The organism is Mannheimia kashgarensis, assembly GCF_041807705.1.
Taxonomy (GTDB): Bacteria; Pseudomonadota; Gammaproteobacteria; order Enterobacterales; family Pasteurellaceae; genus Mannheimia.
Map to the genome: position 1 here is coordinate 58654 of NZ_JBGTYY010000005.1, position 16709 is coordinate 75362.

Annotated in this window: 14 protein-coding genes; 5 read left to right on the plus strand and 9 right to left on the minus strand. The window is 42.0% G+C overall.

Annotation, left to right across the window (positions count from 1 at the left end; translation table 11 throughout):
• Positions 1-47: 47 nt before the first annotated feature.
• Positions 48-1763, minus strand: coding sequence for a proline--tRNA ligase (proS, locus tag ACERCF_RS04040; protein ID WP_373624691.1), 1716 nt, complete (start codon positions 1761-1763; stop codon positions 48-50).
• 172 nt (positions 1764-1935) lie between these two features.
• Here proS and ACERCF_RS04045 point away from each other — a divergent pair, with 172 nt between their 5' ends.
• Positions 1936-2778: a hypothetical protein gene (locus tag ACERCF_RS04045; protein WP_373624692.1), complete on the plus strand. Its 843-nt coding sequence runs from the start codon at positions 1936-1938 to the stop codon at positions 2776-2778.
• A gap of 47 nt (positions 2779-2825) precedes the next feature.
• Here the strand turns inward: ACERCF_RS04045 and htpG are convergent, their stop codons facing one another.
• Complete coding sequence (gene htpG, locus ACERCF_RS04050) at positions 2826-4706, minus strand: molecular chaperone HtpG (protein WP_373624693.1); 1881 nt, start codon at positions 4704-4706, stop codon at positions 2826-2828.
• 160 nt (positions 4707-4866) lie between these two features.
• Between htpG and ACERCF_RS04055 the strand changes: the two genes are divergently transcribed.
• From ACERCF_RS04055 to recG, 3 genes are read left to right on the plus strand one after another with little or no spacing between them, the layout of a single operon-like run.
• Positions 4867-5154 carry a type II toxin-antitoxin system Phd/YefM family antitoxin gene (locus ACERCF_RS04055; protein ID WP_373624694.1) on the plus strand — a complete coding sequence of 96 codons (288 nt, stop codon included), beginning with the start codon at positions 4867-4869 and terminating at the stop codon, positions 5152-5154.
• Positions 5154-5582 (plus strand): type II toxin-antitoxin system VapC family toxin, encoded by a 429-nt coding sequence (locus tag ACERCF_RS04060; protein ID WP_373624695.1) that lies wholly within the window; start codon positions 5154-5156, stop codon positions 5580-5582. The genes ACERCF_RS04055 and ACERCF_RS04060 overlap by 1 nt, the downstream gene beginning before the upstream one ends.
• Before the next feature lies 1 nt (position 5583).
• Entirely contained in the window at positions 5584-7665 is a 2082-nt protein-coding gene (gene recG, locus ACERCF_RS04065) for an ATP-dependent DNA helicase RecG (protein WP_373624696.1), read from the plus strand.
• A gap of 42 nt (positions 7666-7707) precedes the next feature.
• Here recG and uriH read toward each other — a convergent pair whose 3' ends face one another.
• From uriH to ACERCF_RS04085, 4 genes are all read right to left on the minus strand, one after another.
• The gene (gene uriH, locus ACERCF_RS04070) at positions 7708-8637 is read right to left on the minus strand and encodes a uridine-preferring nucleoside hydrolase UriH (RefSeq protein WP_373610266.1); all 930 of its coding nucleotides are present in this window, start codon (positions 8635-8637) and stop codon (positions 7708-7710) included.
• A gap of 50 nt (positions 8638-8687) precedes the next feature.
• Entirely contained in the window at positions 8688-10340 is a 1653-nt protein-coding gene (locus ACERCF_RS04075; protein ID WP_373624697.1) for a phospho-sugar mutase, read from the minus strand.
• Between the two features lie 225 nt (positions 10341-10565).
• Positions 10566-11195, minus strand: a complete 630-nt coding sequence (locus ACERCF_RS04080) for a tellurite resistance TerB family protein (protein ID WP_373610268.1) — start codon at positions 11193-11195, stop codon at positions 10566-10568.
• An 85-nt stretch (positions 11196-11280) separates the two neighbouring features.
• Positions 11281-11742, minus strand: coding sequence for a YchJ family protein (locus tag ACERCF_RS04085; protein ID WP_373610269.1), 462 nt, complete (start codon positions 11740-11742; stop codon positions 11281-11283).
• A 453-nt stretch (positions 11743-12195) separates the two neighbouring features.
• On the opposite strand from ACERCF_RS04085, the gene mnmG reads away from it, so the two are divergent.
• On the plus strand, positions 12196-14088 hold the full coding sequence (mnmG, locus tag ACERCF_RS04090) for a tRNA uridine-5-carboxymethylaminomethyl(34) synthesis enzyme MnmG (RefSeq protein WP_373624698.1): 1893 nt from the start codon (positions 12196-12198) through the stop codon (positions 14086-14088).
• 366 nt (positions 14089-14454) lie between these two features.
• On the opposite strand, the gene ACERCF_RS04095 is transcribed toward mnmG, so the two are convergent.
• Genes ACERCF_RS04095 through ACERCF_RS04105 form a run of 3 tightly spaced genes read right to left on the minus strand, consistent with a single transcriptional unit; the run spans position 14455 to position 16695 of the window.
• Entirely contained in the window at positions 14455-15168 is a 714-nt protein-coding gene (locus ACERCF_RS04095) for a tetratricopeptide repeat protein (RefSeq protein ID WP_373624699.1), read from the minus strand.
• Between the two features lie 19 nt (positions 15169-15187).
• Positions 15188-15733: a tetratricopeptide repeat protein gene (locus ACERCF_RS04100; RefSeq protein WP_373624700.1), complete on the minus strand. Its 546-nt coding sequence runs from the start codon at positions 15731-15733 to the stop codon at positions 15188-15190.
• Positions 15733-16695 carry a tetratricopeptide repeat protein gene (locus ACERCF_RS04105; RefSeq protein ID WP_373624701.1) on the minus strand — a complete coding sequence of 321 codons (963 nt, stop codon included), beginning with the start codon at positions 16693-16695 and terminating at the stop codon, positions 15733-15735. The genes ACERCF_RS04100 and ACERCF_RS04105 overlap by 1 nt, the downstream gene beginning before the upstream one ends.
• Positions 16696-16709: the final 14 nt, after the last annotated feature.

Genomic DNA, 16709 nt, shown 5'->3' on the forward strand with positions numbered 1-16709 from the left:
GCAATCCTTACAAGGATTGTGAATAATTTTATGAAAAATATTGCAAATTACGCCTTCACATTCTCTTTCAAGAAATCTAATAAGCTCTCTTTCGCAATCATCTGTTTCTCACCGTTGCGACGGTTTTTATATTCGATTTCACCGTTCTCAAGGTTTTTCTCGCCGATAACCACCATATGCGGTACACCGATAAGCTCCATATCCGCAAACATTACGCCAGGGCGTTCTTTACGATCATCAAAAATCACATCAACACCTTGAGCTTTTAAGGTAGCATATAGCTCTTCAGCGAATGCTTGGACTTTTTCCGATTTGTGCATATTCATCGGCACAATCGCCACGGTGAAAGGGGCAATTTCATCACAAGGCCAAATAATACCACGATCATCATAATGCTGTTCAATCGCTGCTGCCACCACACGGGTAACACCAATTCCGTAGCAACCCATTGTCATCACCAGTGGTTTACCGTCTTCACCTTGCACGGTGGCTTTCATTGCTTCTGAGTATTTTGTGCCTAATTGGAAAATATGCCCCACTTCAATACCCCGTTTGATTTGAAGTGTGCCTTTACCGTCTGGGCTTGGGTCACCTTCCACCACATTGCGTAAATCTACAATTTCCGGCACCGCAACATCACGTTCCCAGTTCACGTTAAAGTAGTGTTTGCCGTCAATATTCGCTCCACAGCCAAAATCTGACATCAACGCCACTGAGCGGTCAATAATCACCGGAATCGGCATATTCACTACACCTAACGAGCCAACACCAGCACCGATTTTCGCTTTGATTTCTGCTTCATCAGCGAACTCTAGCGGATCTGCTACTAATGGGTGTTTTTGTGCTTTGATTTCATTTAAATCGTGGTCGCCACGAATCACTAACGCAATTAATGGCTGCTCTTCCGTTGCACCTTTTACGATTAAGGTTTTAACAGTTTTCTCAATCGCTAAACCGTGATTTTCTACTAATTCTGCAATGGTTTTCGCATTTGGCGTATCCACTAATTCCATAGCTGTCGTTGGAGCTTGGCGTTCGCCTACCGCCACCGCTTCCGCTAATTCAATGTTTGCGGCAAAATCTGATTCGGTTGAAAACACCACATCGTCTTCACCACTTGAGGCTAATACTTGGAACTCGTGCGACGCTGAGCCACCAATAGAACCCGTATCTGCCTGTACCGCACGGAAATCTAAGCCTAAGCGTGTGAAAATGTTGCTATAAACCTGATACATAATATCGTAGGTTTCTTGCAAGCTCTCTTTGGTTGTATGGAAAGAGTAAGCATCTTTCATCACAAACTCACGGGAACGCATTACGCCAAAACGGGGGCGAACTTCATCACGGAATTTGGTTTGAATTTGATATAAGTTAAGTGGAAGTTGTTTGTAAGAAGAAACTTCACGGCGAACTAAATCAGTAATCACTTCTTCGTGAGTTGGGCCAAGCACGAAATTACGCTCACCACGATCTTTAAAACGTAGCAATTCAGGGCCGTAATCGTTCCAACGACCTGATTCCACCCATAATTCCGCAGGCTGAACCACAGGCATTAACACCTCAATTGCTCCGCCTTTGTTCATCTCTTCACGAATGATATTTTCCACTTTTTTCAACACTTTGATTCCCGTTGGCAACCAGTTGTATAAACCTGATGCCATCGGGCGAATCATACCCGCTCGCAACATTAACTGGTGGCTAACCACCTGTGCATCATTCGGGGTTTCTTTCAAGGTTGAAAATAAATACTGACTTGTACGCATTGTTATTCCTATTCTCTTTGAATTTTTAAAAGCTCGAAAAATTTGTCTATTTTAAAACAAAGCGGTTAGATTTTCAGGAAATTTTGCAAATTTTTATCTAAATCTAACCGCTTGTTGTGTATTGCATTCAAAAAATGTTAGGATAACGAAAACGTGATAAAGGAGATCAACTATGTCTAGAGTATTGTTATTAATTGCACTGGTTTTGGTGGCATTTATTGGCGGTAATTATCTTATCGACAATAAAGACAACAAAAAGGACGAAAAAGTAGAGACAGTTGAGCCAGCAAAAACTGAACCTCAACAACCCTCTCAACAAGTTGCTGAGCAGCACAAAGAATTGGAAGTAAAAAATCCTGATCCACTTCCGCCTGTTACAAAAGAAGAAGCGGCAGCTCAAGCAAAAGAGGCTGAACCAACCGTAAACCCTAGCGAAAAACAATCTCTACCGGAAGAACAATCCCTCGAAGGGCATCAGCAACAACAACCGGCAGAGTTGCCTGAAGCAAATAAATCCGCCGCACCGCCGGAAGCTAAAACATTAGCCAATGAGCAAAAACCGGAAGCTCACGCTAAAACCCTTGAACATAACCCAACGGCAGCATCAACAGGCGTAGCACCTGAAGCTAAACCGGACGTTCAACAAACTACGCCTGAAGAGTTATCTAAAGCCGTTGGTCAGAAAGAGCCGGATCCGCATAAAGAGCAAGCATTGCCGGAAGAGCAATCTTTAGAAGGTCATCGAGAGCAGAAAGCAGCACAGCAGCCGGAAACCAATCAAGAAGCTTCTAGCACTGAGCCAATGGCAATGGAATCTACAAACCAAGTTCAGCCACAAGCTCCATCTTCTGGCGATAAACCTGTTGAACAGCAAAAAACGCCTGAACAACAATCTAAAGCGATTGGTCAAGAAGAACCGGCTCCGCATAAAGAGCAAGGATTACCAGAAGAGCAATCGCTTGAAGGAAATCGAGAACAAAAGGCGGAACAGCAACCAGAAACGAATAAACAATAATTCTTTCTAGCAAAAAACCACCTTCAATGAAGGTGGTTTTTTGCTTATTACCCTAAGAGTTTATTCATTCGCTTAATAAACACTGTTGGATTTTCCAATGTGCCTCGTTCCGCTAATAATGCTTGCTCAAACAGTAGTTCAATCCAGTCGTTGAACTCGTCATCACTCGCAATATCTGCCACTTTTTTCACCATTGCATGATCTGGATTTAGCTCGAAAGTATATTTCACTTCCGGTGCTTGTTGCCCCATTGCGGCAAACAGTTTTGCCATTTGGGTGGTCATTTCATCGCTATCGGTAGAAACCACTGCCGGTGTGTCGGTTAAGCGGTGAGTGAGCACCACATTTTTCACACGGTCGCCGAAGTAGCCTTTGGCTCGCTCTAAGAATGACCCGAACTCCACCTCTTGGGCTTTTTGCGTCTCTTCTTCCGCTTTGTCGGCAAGGTCGCCTAAGTCTAAATCTGACTTAGTAATGCTTTGTAACGGTTTGCCGTCAAACTCGGTGAGATGGCTGATTAACCACTCGTCAATGCGGTCAGAAAGCAGTAATACTTCAATGCCTTTTTTGTTGAATAGCTCTAAGTGCGGGCTGTTTTTTGCAGCCTGATAGCTGTCGGCAGTTAAGAAGTAGATGGCTTTCTGCTCCTCTTTCATTCTTGCAATATAATCGGCAAAACTGACCGCTTGTTCGCTGCTGTCTGTGTTTGTTGAGGCAAAACGAAGCAAGCCTGCTACCTGTTGTTTGTTGGCAAAATCTTCGCCCACACCCTCTTTCAGCACTAAGCCGAACTCTTTCCAGAATTGAGCGTATTTTTCCGCATCGTCTTTCGCCAATTTTTCCAGTAACTGTAATGCTCGTTTGGTAAGAGCTGAGCGGAGCGATTGGGTTACACGGTTTTCTTGTAGAATTTCACGGCTGACATTCAGCGGGAGATCGTTAGTGTCTAACAAGCCACGCATAAAACGCAGGTAGTTCGGCATAAAGACTTCCGCATCGTCCATAATAAATACGCGTTGAACATAGAGTTTTAAGCCGTGTTTCTGCTCGCGTTGGAACAGATCCCACGGGGCTTTACTCGGCACATAGAGCAAGCTGGTGTACTCTTGTTTACCCTCCACTTTGTTGTGCGACCAGAGCAGTGGGTCGGCAAAATCGTGGCTGATGTGTTTGTAGAACTCTTTGTATTCTTCGTCTGAAATTTCGTTTTTTGAACGCGTCCAAAGGGCTTGGGCTTTGTTAATTTTTTCCCATTTTTGACCGCTTGGTTTGCCTTCGTCATCATATTCATTGGTCTGAATTTCTACCGCCAAGCCGATATGGTCGGAGTATTTGCCGATAATTTCACGCAGACGCCATTCGCTCAGGAACTCTTTTTCTTCCGCACGCAAATGTAAAATGATTTCCGTACCACGATCTGCTTTGTCTAAATCCGCAATGGCGTATTCGCCTTCGCCTGCGGATTCCCAAATCACGCCTTGTTCAGCTGGTACGCCTGCGGCACGGGTTTTGACGGTGACTTTATCCGCCACAATAAATGACGAGTAGAAGCCCACCCCAAACTGCCCGATAAGCTGGCTGTCTTTGGCTTGCTCTGTGCCGAGCGAGGCTAAAAACTCTTTAGTGCCTGATTTCGCAATCGTGCCGAGATGGTCGATCACCTGCTCACGGGTCATACCGATACCGTTATCGGCAATGGTAATCGTGCCAAGCGTTTCATCAATCGACACACGCACACGCAACTCGCCATCGCCCTCATATAAAGCGGGTTCGGAGAGAGCTTTGAAACGGAGCTTGTCCGCCGCATCACTTGCGTTGGAAATTAGCTCACGCAGGAAAATTTCTTTGTTAGAGTAGAGAGAATGGATCATCAGCTGTAACAGCTGTTTTACTTCCGATTGGAAGCCACGGGTTTCTTGATTTGCCATTGTGTATTCCTTTTTCATTTAAAAACAGAAACTAGATGGGGCAAGCGGTCAAATTTTCAAGATTTTTTGCAAATTTTATCGATTAAACTGCTGATAATTTGAAAAAGTTTACTACATTTAATAAAATATCTTCATCTTTTTACTACATTTTGGAGGAGATATGGCAATTACCATTACTTCAAGAGAGTTTAACCAAAACGCTAGCAAAGTATTAAAAATGGCGGAAAAAGAACCTGTTTTTATTACAAAATGGGGGAAAGTTGTGAATGTAGTTTCGAGCTATGTGGATTATCAGCAGAAAAAATCTGTCGAACCTAGCTTTGAAGAACTTTTTACCTCATCGAGCAATGATGATGTTAGCGATGAATTTTGGGAAGATTTTGAGCAAACATTAACCAAAATCAGTAAAAGTAATAAAGTTAGATCAATTGATTTTGGAGATGAGTAATGTATCTCTATCTTTTTGATACCAACGTTGTTTCCGAACTTTATAAGTTAAGAAACGATAAAATGGACTTAAATGTGCGGCAATGGCTGAAAAACATTAATCCAAGCCAAACCAACATTAGTTGTATTACGCTCTCTGAAATCAAAACAGGCATTTTATTAAAAGCCCGTAAAGATCAAGAACAAGCTACACGATTAAACAGCTGGTTTGAGAATAATGTTTTAAAAGCGTATCAAGCAAAAGCCTTCCCGGTAAATAATGAAATCGCTTTGCTTGCCTCTGAGTACCATATTTCTAATAAGATGGATTTGAACGATGCCTATATTGCTGCAACAGCTAAATATTATAATCTGATATTGGTTACTCGTAACTTGAAAGACTTCGCACGTTGCGATGTGCGTTTGTTTAACCCTTTTGAAACTGCATAAAATGAGAGAACAATTATTAGACGGCGTACCTTTAACCACACTTTCGGGTGTGGGAGCAACTATTTCTGAAAAACTAAACCGAATTGGGATTAATAATGTGCAAGATTTACTGTTTCATCTGCCGATGAGATATGAAGATCGCACCCGCATTACCCCGATTGCGGACGTTCGCCCTGAAAGTTTTGCCACCATTGAAGGTTATGTTCAGCTTACTGAAGTGCAATTTGGTCGCAGGCCTATTCTATCGGTTACTCTTTCGGACGGCACGAGCAAAATTATGCTCAAATTCTTTAATTTTAATGCAGGAATGAAAAATAGCCTTGCTACAGGTGTTCGAGTAAAGGCGTTTGGCGAAATTAAGCGTGGACGTTTTATGGCGGAGATTCATCACCCTGAATATCAAATTATCCGCAATAATCAACCGCTTGAGCTTGCCGAAACGCTAACGCCGATTTATTCCACCACCGAAGGGTTAAAACAAACCTCTCTACGCAAGCTCACCGAACAAGCTTTGGCATTATTAGATAAAGTTAAAGTCGCTGAGCTTTTGCCCGATGAATACAATCCGCACAAATATAGTTTAAAAGAGGCGTTGCAGTTATTACATCGCCCACCGCCAACAATTTCTGCCGAAGTGTTAGAAAAAGGCGAACACCCAGCCCAAAAACGGCTGATCTTTGAAGAGTTATTGGCTCATAATTTGGCGATGCAACAGCTCCGTTTAGGGGTAAAACAGCAGTTTGCCCAACCTTTAACTTATCAAACTGACATCAAACAACGCTTTTTGACGAGTTTACCTTTTCAGCCAACCAATGCTCAAAGCCGAGTAACTGCCGATATTGAGCAAGATTTAGCACGCTCAAGCCCGATGATGCGTTTGGTGCAAGGCGATGTAGGTTCGGGTAAAACGCTCGTTGCTGCCCTTGCTGCTCTGCTTGCGATTGATAATGGCAAACAGGTTGCGTTAATGGCTCCAACTGAAATTCTAGCCGAACAGCACGCCAATAATTTTGCGAATTGGCTCAATCCGTTTGGCATTGAGGTGGGCTGGCTTGCAGGCAAAGTGAAAGGCAAGGCGAGAACCGCTCAATTAGAAGCAATAAAAAACGGCGATGTGCAGATGATTATCGGCACGCACGCTCTGTTCCAAGAAAATGTGGAATTTCATAATCTTGCTTTAGTGATTATTGATGAACAACACCGTTTCGGGGTACATCAACGTTTAACTTTGCGTGAAAAAGGGGCGAAAGAGAATGTTTATCCGCATCAGCTGATTATGACCGCAACCCCGATTCCCCGCACGCTAGCAATGACGGTGTATGCTGATTTAGATACCTCTATTATTGACGAATTGCCACCGGGTAGAACGCCAATTACCACCGTAGTGATTTCTGAAGATCGGCGAGCAGAAATTGTGCAACGGGTTTACCAAGCCTGTAAACAAGAAAACCGCCAAGCCTATTGGGTATGTACGCTCATTGATGAATCTGAAGTATTGGAAGCTCAAGCCGCAGCGGCGATTGCTGAAGATTTACAACGTGCCTTGCCTGATTTGAGAATCGGCTTAGTACACGGGCGAATGAAACCGCAGGAAAAACAAGCGATTATGGCGGAATTTAAAGCGGCTCATTTAGATTTATTGGTTGCCACAACGGTTATTGAAGTGGGTGTTGATGTGCCGAATGCCAGCCTAATGATTATCGAAAATTCCGAGCGTTTAGGTTTAGCCCAGCTCCACCAATTACGAGGTCGTGTTGGGCGAGGGGCAACGGCTTCTCACTGTGTGCTGATGTATAAGCCGCCGTTAGGCAAAATTTCTAGCAAGCGATTACAAGTAATGCGAGATAGCCAAGATGGTTTCTATATAGCGGAAAAAGATTTGGAAATTCGTGGCACAGGGGAAATTCTTGGCACAAAACAGACAGGAATGGCAGAATTTAAAGTGGCTGATTTAATGCGAGATAGAAAAATCATTCCGCTCGTGCAACGCTACGCCAAGCAAATTATTAGCGAAAATCCACCGCTTGCACAGGCATTAATTAAGCGTTGGTTGGACGAAAAGACAGAATATACGAATGCTTAATATATTTCTCATATGGGCGAACCAATGTGTTCGTCCAATATTTTATAGATTTCGCACCGAATCGATCACCAAATCCCAAAAACGGTCTTTGTCTAATTTTTTCGCTACCCAAGTATTACATTGTTTTGGCGGATAACGGAAATCCGCCACTGTCATTCCAAGCGTATGCGTGCCGGTTAACTCAATATTGACCGGCACTTGCTGAACTTCAATCAAACTTGGGTCAATCACATACGCCACTGCACAGGCATCGTGAACCGGAGGGGCATCAAAGCCTTGGGCCTGTTTATACATTTTGGTAAAGAACGCTAACAGCTCGACAACAAACTGTCCAGCCTTGCTATTTAAGGCTTTAAAACGTTCTACTACATCAGGAGTTGCAAGGGCTTGATGAGTAAGATCTAAGCCAACCATCGTAACTTTCCAGCCTGCATTAAACACAATATGAGCAGCTTCCGGGTCAATCTTGATATTAAACTCCGCAACCGCACTCCAGTTACCTGTGTGATAGCCTCCGCCCATCAACACCACTTCTTTCACTCTTTCAATAATCCGAGGCTCAAGGCGGGCAGCTAAGGCAATATTGGTTAACCCACCGGTCGGCACTAAAGTAATACTTTTCTCCGGGTGTGACATTACCAAATCAATAATTAATTGAGCGGCGTGTTTTTCAGAAAATTGCTGGGTAGGTTCAGGGAGTATTGGCCCGTCCATCCCCGAATCGCCGTGAATATCTGGGGCGGTTTCTACTTCTCGAACTAATGGGCGAGGGCAACCTTTAGCAAAAGGAATACCCCGAATATTGGCAATTTCCGCCACCGCCAACGCATTACGAGAGACTTTCTCTAAGGTTTGATTACCAACAACAGTCGTAACCGCAAGTAAATCAATATTTGGATTTCCCCAAGCTAACATAATTGCGATTGCATCATCGTGCCCTGGGTCGCAATCCAGAATAATTTTTTTAGCCATACTATCTCCTTTAAAAAAGGGAGAGCAAAGCTCTCCCTATTTATAGATTATTAACAATCTTGTTTGCCGTATTGTTCTTGACGAAGCAATGCACGCACGCTTTCATCAAATTGCGCTAGAACTTCATCGGCATTTTTCGGATCAGTGCCACGAGCGTCTAAATAGAATTTAATTTTCGGCTCAGTGCCTGAAGGGCGAACAATCAAGCGACTGCCGTTTTCTAAAATGAAGACTAAAATATCGCTTTGGCGATCTGTTTTGGTGTGATCGATAAATTCAGCCACTTTAAAGCCACCAATTTCTGCTGGAGGATTATTGCGTAGTGCAGTCATTAATTTACCGATTTCCGCTAAATCGCAAACTCTGATAGAAATTTGACCGCTTACATAAGCCCCAAACTCTTTCACAAACTCAGCGGTGTAATCGGCAAGGGTTTTACCCTCTTGTTTTAAGCTGCACACTAAATCTAAGAACATAATCGCCGCTGAAATACCGTCTTTATCACGCACTTTATCAGGATCAACTAAGTAGCCTAATGCCTCTTCAAAGCCGAATAATAGATTTTCAACTTTGCCGATATATTTAAAACCTGTTAGTGTTTCTTCTGACTCTAAACCATATTTTTTCGCAATTTCAGCTAACGCAGGGGAAGACACTAATGAGCAAGCCAATACACCTTTTTTGCCTTGTGCGTGGTATTGTTTCGCTAAATACCAGCCTAAGAAACAGCCAATTACATTACCGTGCAGAGGTTTCCAGTTGCCTTCACTATCAGGCACCGCTACGGCTAAACGGTCTGCATCAGGGTCATTGGCGATAATAAATTCTGCATTTTTCTCTTTCGCTAATTCAATGGCTAAATCTAACGCCCCTTTCTCTTCTGGATTTGGGAAGTTTACTGTTGGGAATGAGCCGTCCGGCTGAATTTGTGCTTCCACTAAATGCGGTTGTGGCAAACCTGCTTTTGCTAAGGTTTTGCTTAATACTTCATAGCCTACACCGTGCATTGCGGTATAAACATAGTTAATTTCTGCTTTTGGTTGTTTTGCTAATGAAGCTGTTTTTTCAATATATTTATTGACTACTTCATCATCTAAAACCGTAAAATCTTGGCTGCGAGGTAAATCTGCAATGCTGCCTGCGGCTACTTTATCAATTAATGCTGCGATTTCTTTATCCGCAGGCGAAACGATTTGTCCGCCACCATTGGCTTTACCTAAATAAACTTTATAGCCGTTATCTTCAGGTGGATTGTGGCTTGCAGTTACCATTACCCCTGCAGTGGTATCAAAATATTGAATTGCAAAGGCAAGAACAGGGGTTGGTAATTTGCGAGGTAATAAGTAAGTTTTAATGCCTGCGGCTGCCATAATTTCAGCAGTATCACGAGCAAATACATCAGAGTTTTTACGACCATCGTAACCAATTACAATAGAAGGGGTTTTATCATAACCTTTTACAAACTCTGCTAAACCACCAGCCGCTTGAGCGACCAATACACGGTTCATACCTTGTGAACCTGCCTGCAATCTACCACGCAAACCTGCCGTACCGAATTGTAAGCGACCATCAAAACGAGCTTCCAACTCTGCTTTCGCTTTTTCATCAGATTGAGCAGCTTGAATAAGCTGTTCTAACTCTGCGCGGGTTTCTGCATCAGGGTCTTGATTTAACCAATTTTGAGCAACTTGGAAAATAGTCATTTTTTACTCCTTTGTAATTTAAATTTTGAGTTAGACTAACGCAATGAGCCCTTGTTTTAAAGGATTTATTTGCTTTTTTGTGATCGAGTTATCAAATAAAAATCAGGCAAACGTTTACTTAATTTTTGAGCTTATAATAAAAAGAACAAGCGATTATATTTCACAAGTTTTTTGCAAAAAAATCTCAAAATATAACCGCTTGTATCTAAACTAAAATAAGTTTAATTAGAAACCTGCATCTTTTTCTAACTGCTCAACTAACGCATCTGGTAAACCGAGTGCATTTGCTAAATTTGCTAAGAAAATGATTTCTTTACGCTCTAATTTTGTACATACCGCACGAGCTGCAAGATAAACTTGCGTAGCAAGAGCTTGATCATTACCTACTTGTCGAGCAATTTCAACTACGCTTGCAGGGTTGTTAATTTCTTGGTTAATCCACGCTAAAACTTCTGGATCTTGTGATACTTGTGCCACAATAGCTGCTTTTTCATCTTCGGTAATCTCACCGTCTGCTGCCGCTGCCGCAATCATTGCTTGCAAAATAACTTTACTTGCTTCATTTGTATCAACTTCTTTAAAATTACTTTGGTTTAATGTAGTTGCCGACGCATTTTGCTCTTGATATCGTTGATATGCTTGATAAGCAAGGCTACCTAATGCAGCTAAAGAACCTAATTTCGCTAAACCCGATCCGCCTTTACGTCCAAATAACATAGAAATAAGACCAAGAGCTGCCGCACCGCCACCTACTTTAGCAATTTGATCATTTTTCGTATTACCTTTAATTAACCCATTAGTTGCTGCATCTTTTGCTGTATTTAAAACTTGGTTTAAAATCTTACTGAAATCCATTTTTAGTTCTCCTGTAGGTAAGTTAGTCGTGAATGAGTAGAATTTATTCTTTAGTCTCTATTATTTAAAAAGAGTTCAGCTAAAATTAAAGATAATAACCGCAGCAATGTTTAAACTTTTTACCTGAGCCACATACACAATTTTGTTTTTGGTTTGGTAAAGGAACAGTTGGATCAACAAAGTACCATTTATCAGAAATATTAACGAATAAAGATAATTCGTGATGAGCTTTTACGCCATCTTCTGTCTCAAAAAATGCCTTAAATTCAACCTGACTATGTATTTTAGAAAGATTAGGCAAATGCTTTATTATTTCTAATCCTGCCCATTTTGTATTTTCTCCCCACGCTTTCATTGCTACTTGGTCAAGAAATTTTTGCTGACTTGGTACGGTTGTTTCAACAATATAAGGGATATTAACCAAGGTATAAGCCGAATAGCGTGAGCGCATAAGTTGCTCTGTAGTTTCTGGCATCTTAGCTTTCAAATGAAAAGGCTCACAACATTCCGTATAGTTTTTGCCTGATTGGCAATTGCAAGTGGTCATTTTTTCTCACTTTTTTACACATTAAATAGGTTTGAAATTTTACTTTATAAATAAAAGAAAATAAATTTAATCTAAAAAGCGTGACATACCTGTTGTGGATAACTTATGGAAAAATAGAGATTTATTTGGGAGTAATTAGTGAAAATCTATCTATTTTTCTTCTTTTGTGGATAACTTTAGATTTTATCCACAAGTTAGATCGTAATTTAATCTGATCTATTCACTTCGCAAATACCTTATAACCTGTTGTTTTTATTATATAAAAATTCATATACACATTTTAAAAGGGATCTAATAAGAATAATAGTAAAGATCTTTATATAGATCTATATTATCTTTAACGATCACTTATATAGATCTTTTCCATTAAAAATCTATTTCACTGATGATCCCTTTTTACGCTAAAATGTGTGCTTATTTTTGTACAGTATTTTTTAATTTCAAAGGCGATATATGATTTATACACAAATTTACGATGTGATTGTGGTCGGTGGCGGACACGCAGGCACGGAAGCGGCTCTAGCTCCAGCACGAATGGGGCTTAAAACACTACTTTTAACTCACAATGTTGATACTTTAGGGCAAATGTCTTGTAACCCAGCCATCGGTGGAATCGGTAAAGGTCATTTGGTAAAAGAGATCGATGCAATGGGTGGTTTAATGGCAACAGCTATTGACCATTCAGGGATCCAATTTAGAACGCTCAACAGCTCAAAAGGCCCGGCGGTGCGTGCCACCCGTGCACAAGCTGACCGTGTGCTTTATCGCAACGCAGTTCGCACGGCATTAGAAAATCAGCCAAATTTAGATATTTTCCAGCAAGAAGTGGTTGATATTATCATTGAAAATAACCGTGCGGCGGGAGCAGTGACCAAAATGGGCTTAACCTTCAAAGCTCGTTCTATTGTTTTAACGGCTGGCACTTTCTTAGCGGGTAAGATCCATATTGGTTTAGATAACTACGCAGGTGGTCGAGCTGGCGATCCTGCAGCGACTATATTGGCTGATCGTCTGCGTGATCTCAACTTACGCGTTGATCGCCTTAAAACAGGTACTCCACCGCGTTTAGATGCTCGTACCATTAATTTTGATGTATTAGCTCAACAGCACGGTGATGATGTGCTACCTGTGTTCTCCTTTATGGGAGACGTTTCGCAGCACCCTCGCCAAATTCCGTGCTATATCACTCACACTAACGAGCAGACCCACGATTTAATTCGTAATAGCCTCGACCGTAGCCCTATGTACACAGGCATTATCGAAGGCGTAGGGCCTCGTTACTGCCCATCGATTGAAGATAAGGTAATGCGTTTTGCGGAGAGAAATTCGCACCAAATCTACTTAGAACCGGAAGGTTTAAACACCATTGAAGTTTACCCGAACGGGATCTCCACCAGTCTGCCGTTTGATGTGCAGATGGGGATCGTCAATTCAATGAAAGGCTTGGAAAATACCCGCATTATCAAACCAGGCTATGCAATTGAATACGACTATTTCGACCCACGAGACTTAAAACCAACTTTAGAGACCAAAGCCATTGACGGCTTATTCTTCGCAGGGCAAATCAACGGCACTACAGGTTATGAAGAGGCGGCAGCACAAGGTTTATTAGCTGGCATTAATGCGGCATTACAAGTTCAAGGCAAGGAATCTTGGTTCCCTACCCGTGATTTAGCTTATACAGGCGTATTGGTGGACGATCTCTGCACGCTAGGCACAAAAGAGCCATACCGTGTATTCACTTCTCGTGCGGAATATCGCCTATTATTGCGTGAAGACAATGCGGATATTCGCTTAACGCCGATTGCTCACGAATTAGGCTTAATTGACGAAGCCCGCTGGGTGCGTTTCAACCAAAAAATGGAAGCGATTGAACAAGAACGAGCACGTTTGAAATCTACTTGGGCGCATTTACAAATGCCGAATCTGGACGAATTGAACGCATTATTGGCTAACCCGTTAGCTCGTGAAGCGAGCGGTGAAGACTTAATCCGCCGCCCTGAAATGAGCTACGAAAAGCTGACCCAAATCGCCCCATTTGCCCCAGCAATAGAAGACAAACAAGCGGCAGAACAGGTGGAAATTGCGATCAAATATCAGGGATATATTGAGCATCAATACAACGAAATCGAACGCCATAAACGCCACGAAAATACCCAAATTCCGCCAGAGTTTGATTACGACAAAGTGGACAGTTTATCTAACGAGGTGCGTGCTAAATTGATGCAACATAAGCCAGTTTCCATCGGACAAGCCAGCCGCATTTCAGGCATTACCCCTGCGGCAATCTCCATTCTTCTGGTGAATTTGAAAAAACAAGGAATGTTGAAACGAGGTGAGTTGTAATGATACAAGCGGTTGATTTTTTTAGTTTTATTTGCAAAAAGAGATGAAAAATTCACCCTTTTGGTGAAGGGAATACTCGTACAACAGCCGTATTTTTGGTGAAATATTTGAAAATGCTTGGCTTTAAAAAATTAACAGTCAGATGTTTGCCGAACATTCACTCTATTTCATAAATGCGTTAGTTCGGGCGAATTATGAAAATCTCCGTGAAGGCGTATTTGCCACCGATGAGTATTTGGTGCAGTTTCTAGAAAATTTACTGCGAAATCGGGATTTGCGGATTAGAGAGTAGATAAGCGAAACAACACAAGTGGTAGAATTTGCAGAAAAATTTGCAAAATCTACCGCTTGTTAAATTAAGTAGAGCTATTTTATGCTTTGTTCATTTAATCTCGCATAATTGGCACAGCCTTTCTGATGCCCCTTCTTACAAGATAAACCATAATAGTGCTTTGCCATATTGAGATTTTGTTGAACACCTTCACCAAATTCATAAGCCACGCCTAAATTATTTTGGGCTTTTGTATGCCCTTGTTCTGCAGCTTTAGTAAACCAGTAAACGGCTTTTATTGTATTTTTAGCAACGCCATACCCCTGTTTATACATTAAACCAAGGTTGTATTGTGAAGTGGTATGATGTTGATTTGCCGCTTTTTCAAACCAATAAAATGCCTGAGCAGAATTTTGTTCAACTCCTTGCCCTTTGTTATACATAATCCCTAGGTTAAACTGAGCGTCTGCTACCCCTTGTTCAGCAGCTTTGAGAAACCAAGTGAGACTTTCCTCATAACGACCTTGTTCCACCAGTATGCCCCCTAAATTGAGTTGAGCATCTCCCAGCCCCTGTTCAGCCGCGTGACGATACCATTTTTCAGCAAGGACGATATTTTTCTCTGTTTGCACACCATTTTCATAGAATGCTCCCAATATTAACTGAGAGGCTGCATTGCCTCGTTCGGCAAGCTCGCTCACACAGTCGGAATGCTTAATATAGTCTTGCTTTTCGTTATATTTATCACAGGCTGAACTGTGAGCGAATGTTGAAACTGCGAATAAGAGTGAATATAAAATTAATTTCATTGGTTATTTTCCGTATAAATTAATAGCCTTGCTCTAACAACTGGCGGTACTGCTCGCAACCTGTCTGACTTCCGTTATCGCACGCTTTACCGAACAATTCTTTCGCTGTTGCTTTATTTTGACGAACGCCCCAACCGTGCTGATACATCTCCCCCAATTTATATTGGGCTTCAAACTCTTTTTTCTCGGCAGCTTTTTCAAACCATTTTAACGCTTGATGGTAATTTTGCGGTAAGCGGTTAAATTCACCGCTGAAATAGGCATTTCCTAGCTTGGTTTGTGCCGCCGAATGCCCTTTTTCTGCTGCATTTTTCAACTGCTCAATCGCAAGTGTTTCATTACGGCGAATACCTTTGCCCTCCAACAGCATTTCGATCATTTTTAACTGAGCAGGTACGTAGCCTTTTTCACTCAATGTCTTAAACTCGGTAAAGGCAGCTTGGTATTGTTCGTTGTTGAGTTTTTCTAGCGCGGCTTGAAACGGTGTATCAAATTGTTGATTTACCGTTTCATCACAAGCCGTAACAAAACCTAATGCCATTAAGATAAAAATTGCTTTTTTCACTATTGTACTCCCTGCTTATCCAATTCCGCATAATTTTTACAACCTATTTCATTACCACCATCGCAGGCTAAGCCATAATAGTGCTTGGCTTTGCTTAAATCACGTCTATATTGATAGAACAAACCAAGCATTACTTGGGCATTTGCGTCTCCCTGTTCAGCGGCTTTTTCGAACCAATAGGCGGCTTGTTTATAGTTTTGGGTAACGCCTCGCCCTCTGTTATACATCACACCGAGATTGAATTGGGCTTTTGCGTCTCCCTGTTCAGCGGCTTTTTCGTACCAATAGACGGCTTGTTTATCGCTTTGGGTAACACCTTTGCCATCTTCATACATCAAAGCGAGATTGTATTGGGCAATTGTGTCTCCCTGTTCAGCGGCTTTTTCGTACCAATAGACGGCTTGTTTATCGCTTTGGGTAACCCCTTGCCCTTTTTCATACATCAAAGCGAGATTGAATTGGGCATCTGCGTCTCCCTGTTCAGCGGCTTTTTCGTACCAATAGACGGCTTGTTTATCGCTTTGGGTCACACCTAGCCCTTTTTCATACATAAAACCGAGATTGGATTGGGCATCTGCGTATCCCTGTTCAGCGGCTTTTTCGTACCAATAGGCGGCTTGTTTATCGCTTTGGGTAACCCCTTGCCCTTTTCTATACATCACACCGAGATTGAATTGGGCATCTGCGTATCCCTGTTCAGCGGCTTTTTCGAACCAATAGGCGGCTTGTTTATCGCTTTGGGTCACACCTTCTCCGTTTGCATACATCAAGCCGAGATTGAATTGGGGACTTGCGTGTCCTTGTTCTGCAAGTTGTTTAAATAGTGGGAAAGCAGCGGAATAGTTTTGCTGTTCGTAGGCTTGAACGGCCCGATCAAATTTTTCGCTATCGGTTTCGGCTAATGCAGTATTAGCGATACCAACAGAGAGTAGAGCGATGAATAGCGATTTTTTAAAAGTCATTTTAATTTTCCTTA

Coding starts and splice junctions, on each gene's coding strand:
- ACERCF_RS04075 (WP_373624697.1), bottom strand. CDS start 10,340: ATGACTATTTTCCAAGTTGCTCAAAATTGGTTAAATCAAGACCCTGAT.
- proS (WP_373624691.1), bottom strand. CDS start 1,763: ATGCGTACAAGTCAGTATTTATTTTCAACCTTGAAAGAAACCCCGAAT.
- ACERCF_RS04055 (WP_373624694.1), top strand. CDS start 4,867: ATGGCAATTACCATTACTTCAAGAGAGTTTAACCAAAACGCTAGCAAA.
- uriH (WP_373610266.1), bottom strand. CDS start 8,637: ATGGCTAAAAAAATTATTCTGGATTGCGACCCAGGGCACGATGATGCA.
- ACERCF_RS04080 (WP_373610268.1), bottom strand. CDS start 11,195: ATGGATTTCAGTAAGATTTTAAACCAAGTTTTAAATACAGCAAAAGAT.
- htpG (WP_373624693.1), bottom strand. CDS start 4,706: ATGGCAAATCAAGAAACCCGTGGCTTCCAATCGGAAGTAAAACAGCTG.
- ACERCF_RS04045 (WP_373624692.1), top strand. CDS start 1,936: ATGTCTAGAGTATTGTTATTAATTGCACTGGTTTTGGTGGCATTTATT.
- ACERCF_RS04095 (WP_373624699.1), bottom strand. CDS start 15,168: ATGAAATTAATTTTATATTCACTCTTATTCGCAGTTTCAACATTCGCT.
- ACERCF_RS04085 (WP_373610269.1), bottom strand. CDS start 11,742: ATGACCACTTGCAATTGCCAATCAGGCAAAAACTATACGGAATGTTGT.
- ACERCF_RS04060 (WP_373624695.1), top strand. CDS start 5,154: ATGTATCTCTATCTTTTTGATACCAACGTTGTTTCCGAACTTTATAAG.
- recG (WP_373624696.1), top strand. CDS start 5,584: ATGAGAGAACAATTATTAGACGGCGTACCTTTAACCACACTTTCGGGT.
- mnmG (WP_373624698.1), top strand. CDS start 12,196: ATGATTTATACACAAATTTACGATGTGATTGTGGTCGGTGGCGGACAC.
- ACERCF_RS04105 (WP_373624701.1), bottom strand. CDS start 16,695: ATGACTTTTAAAAAATCGCTATTCATCGCTCTACTCTCTGTTGGTATC.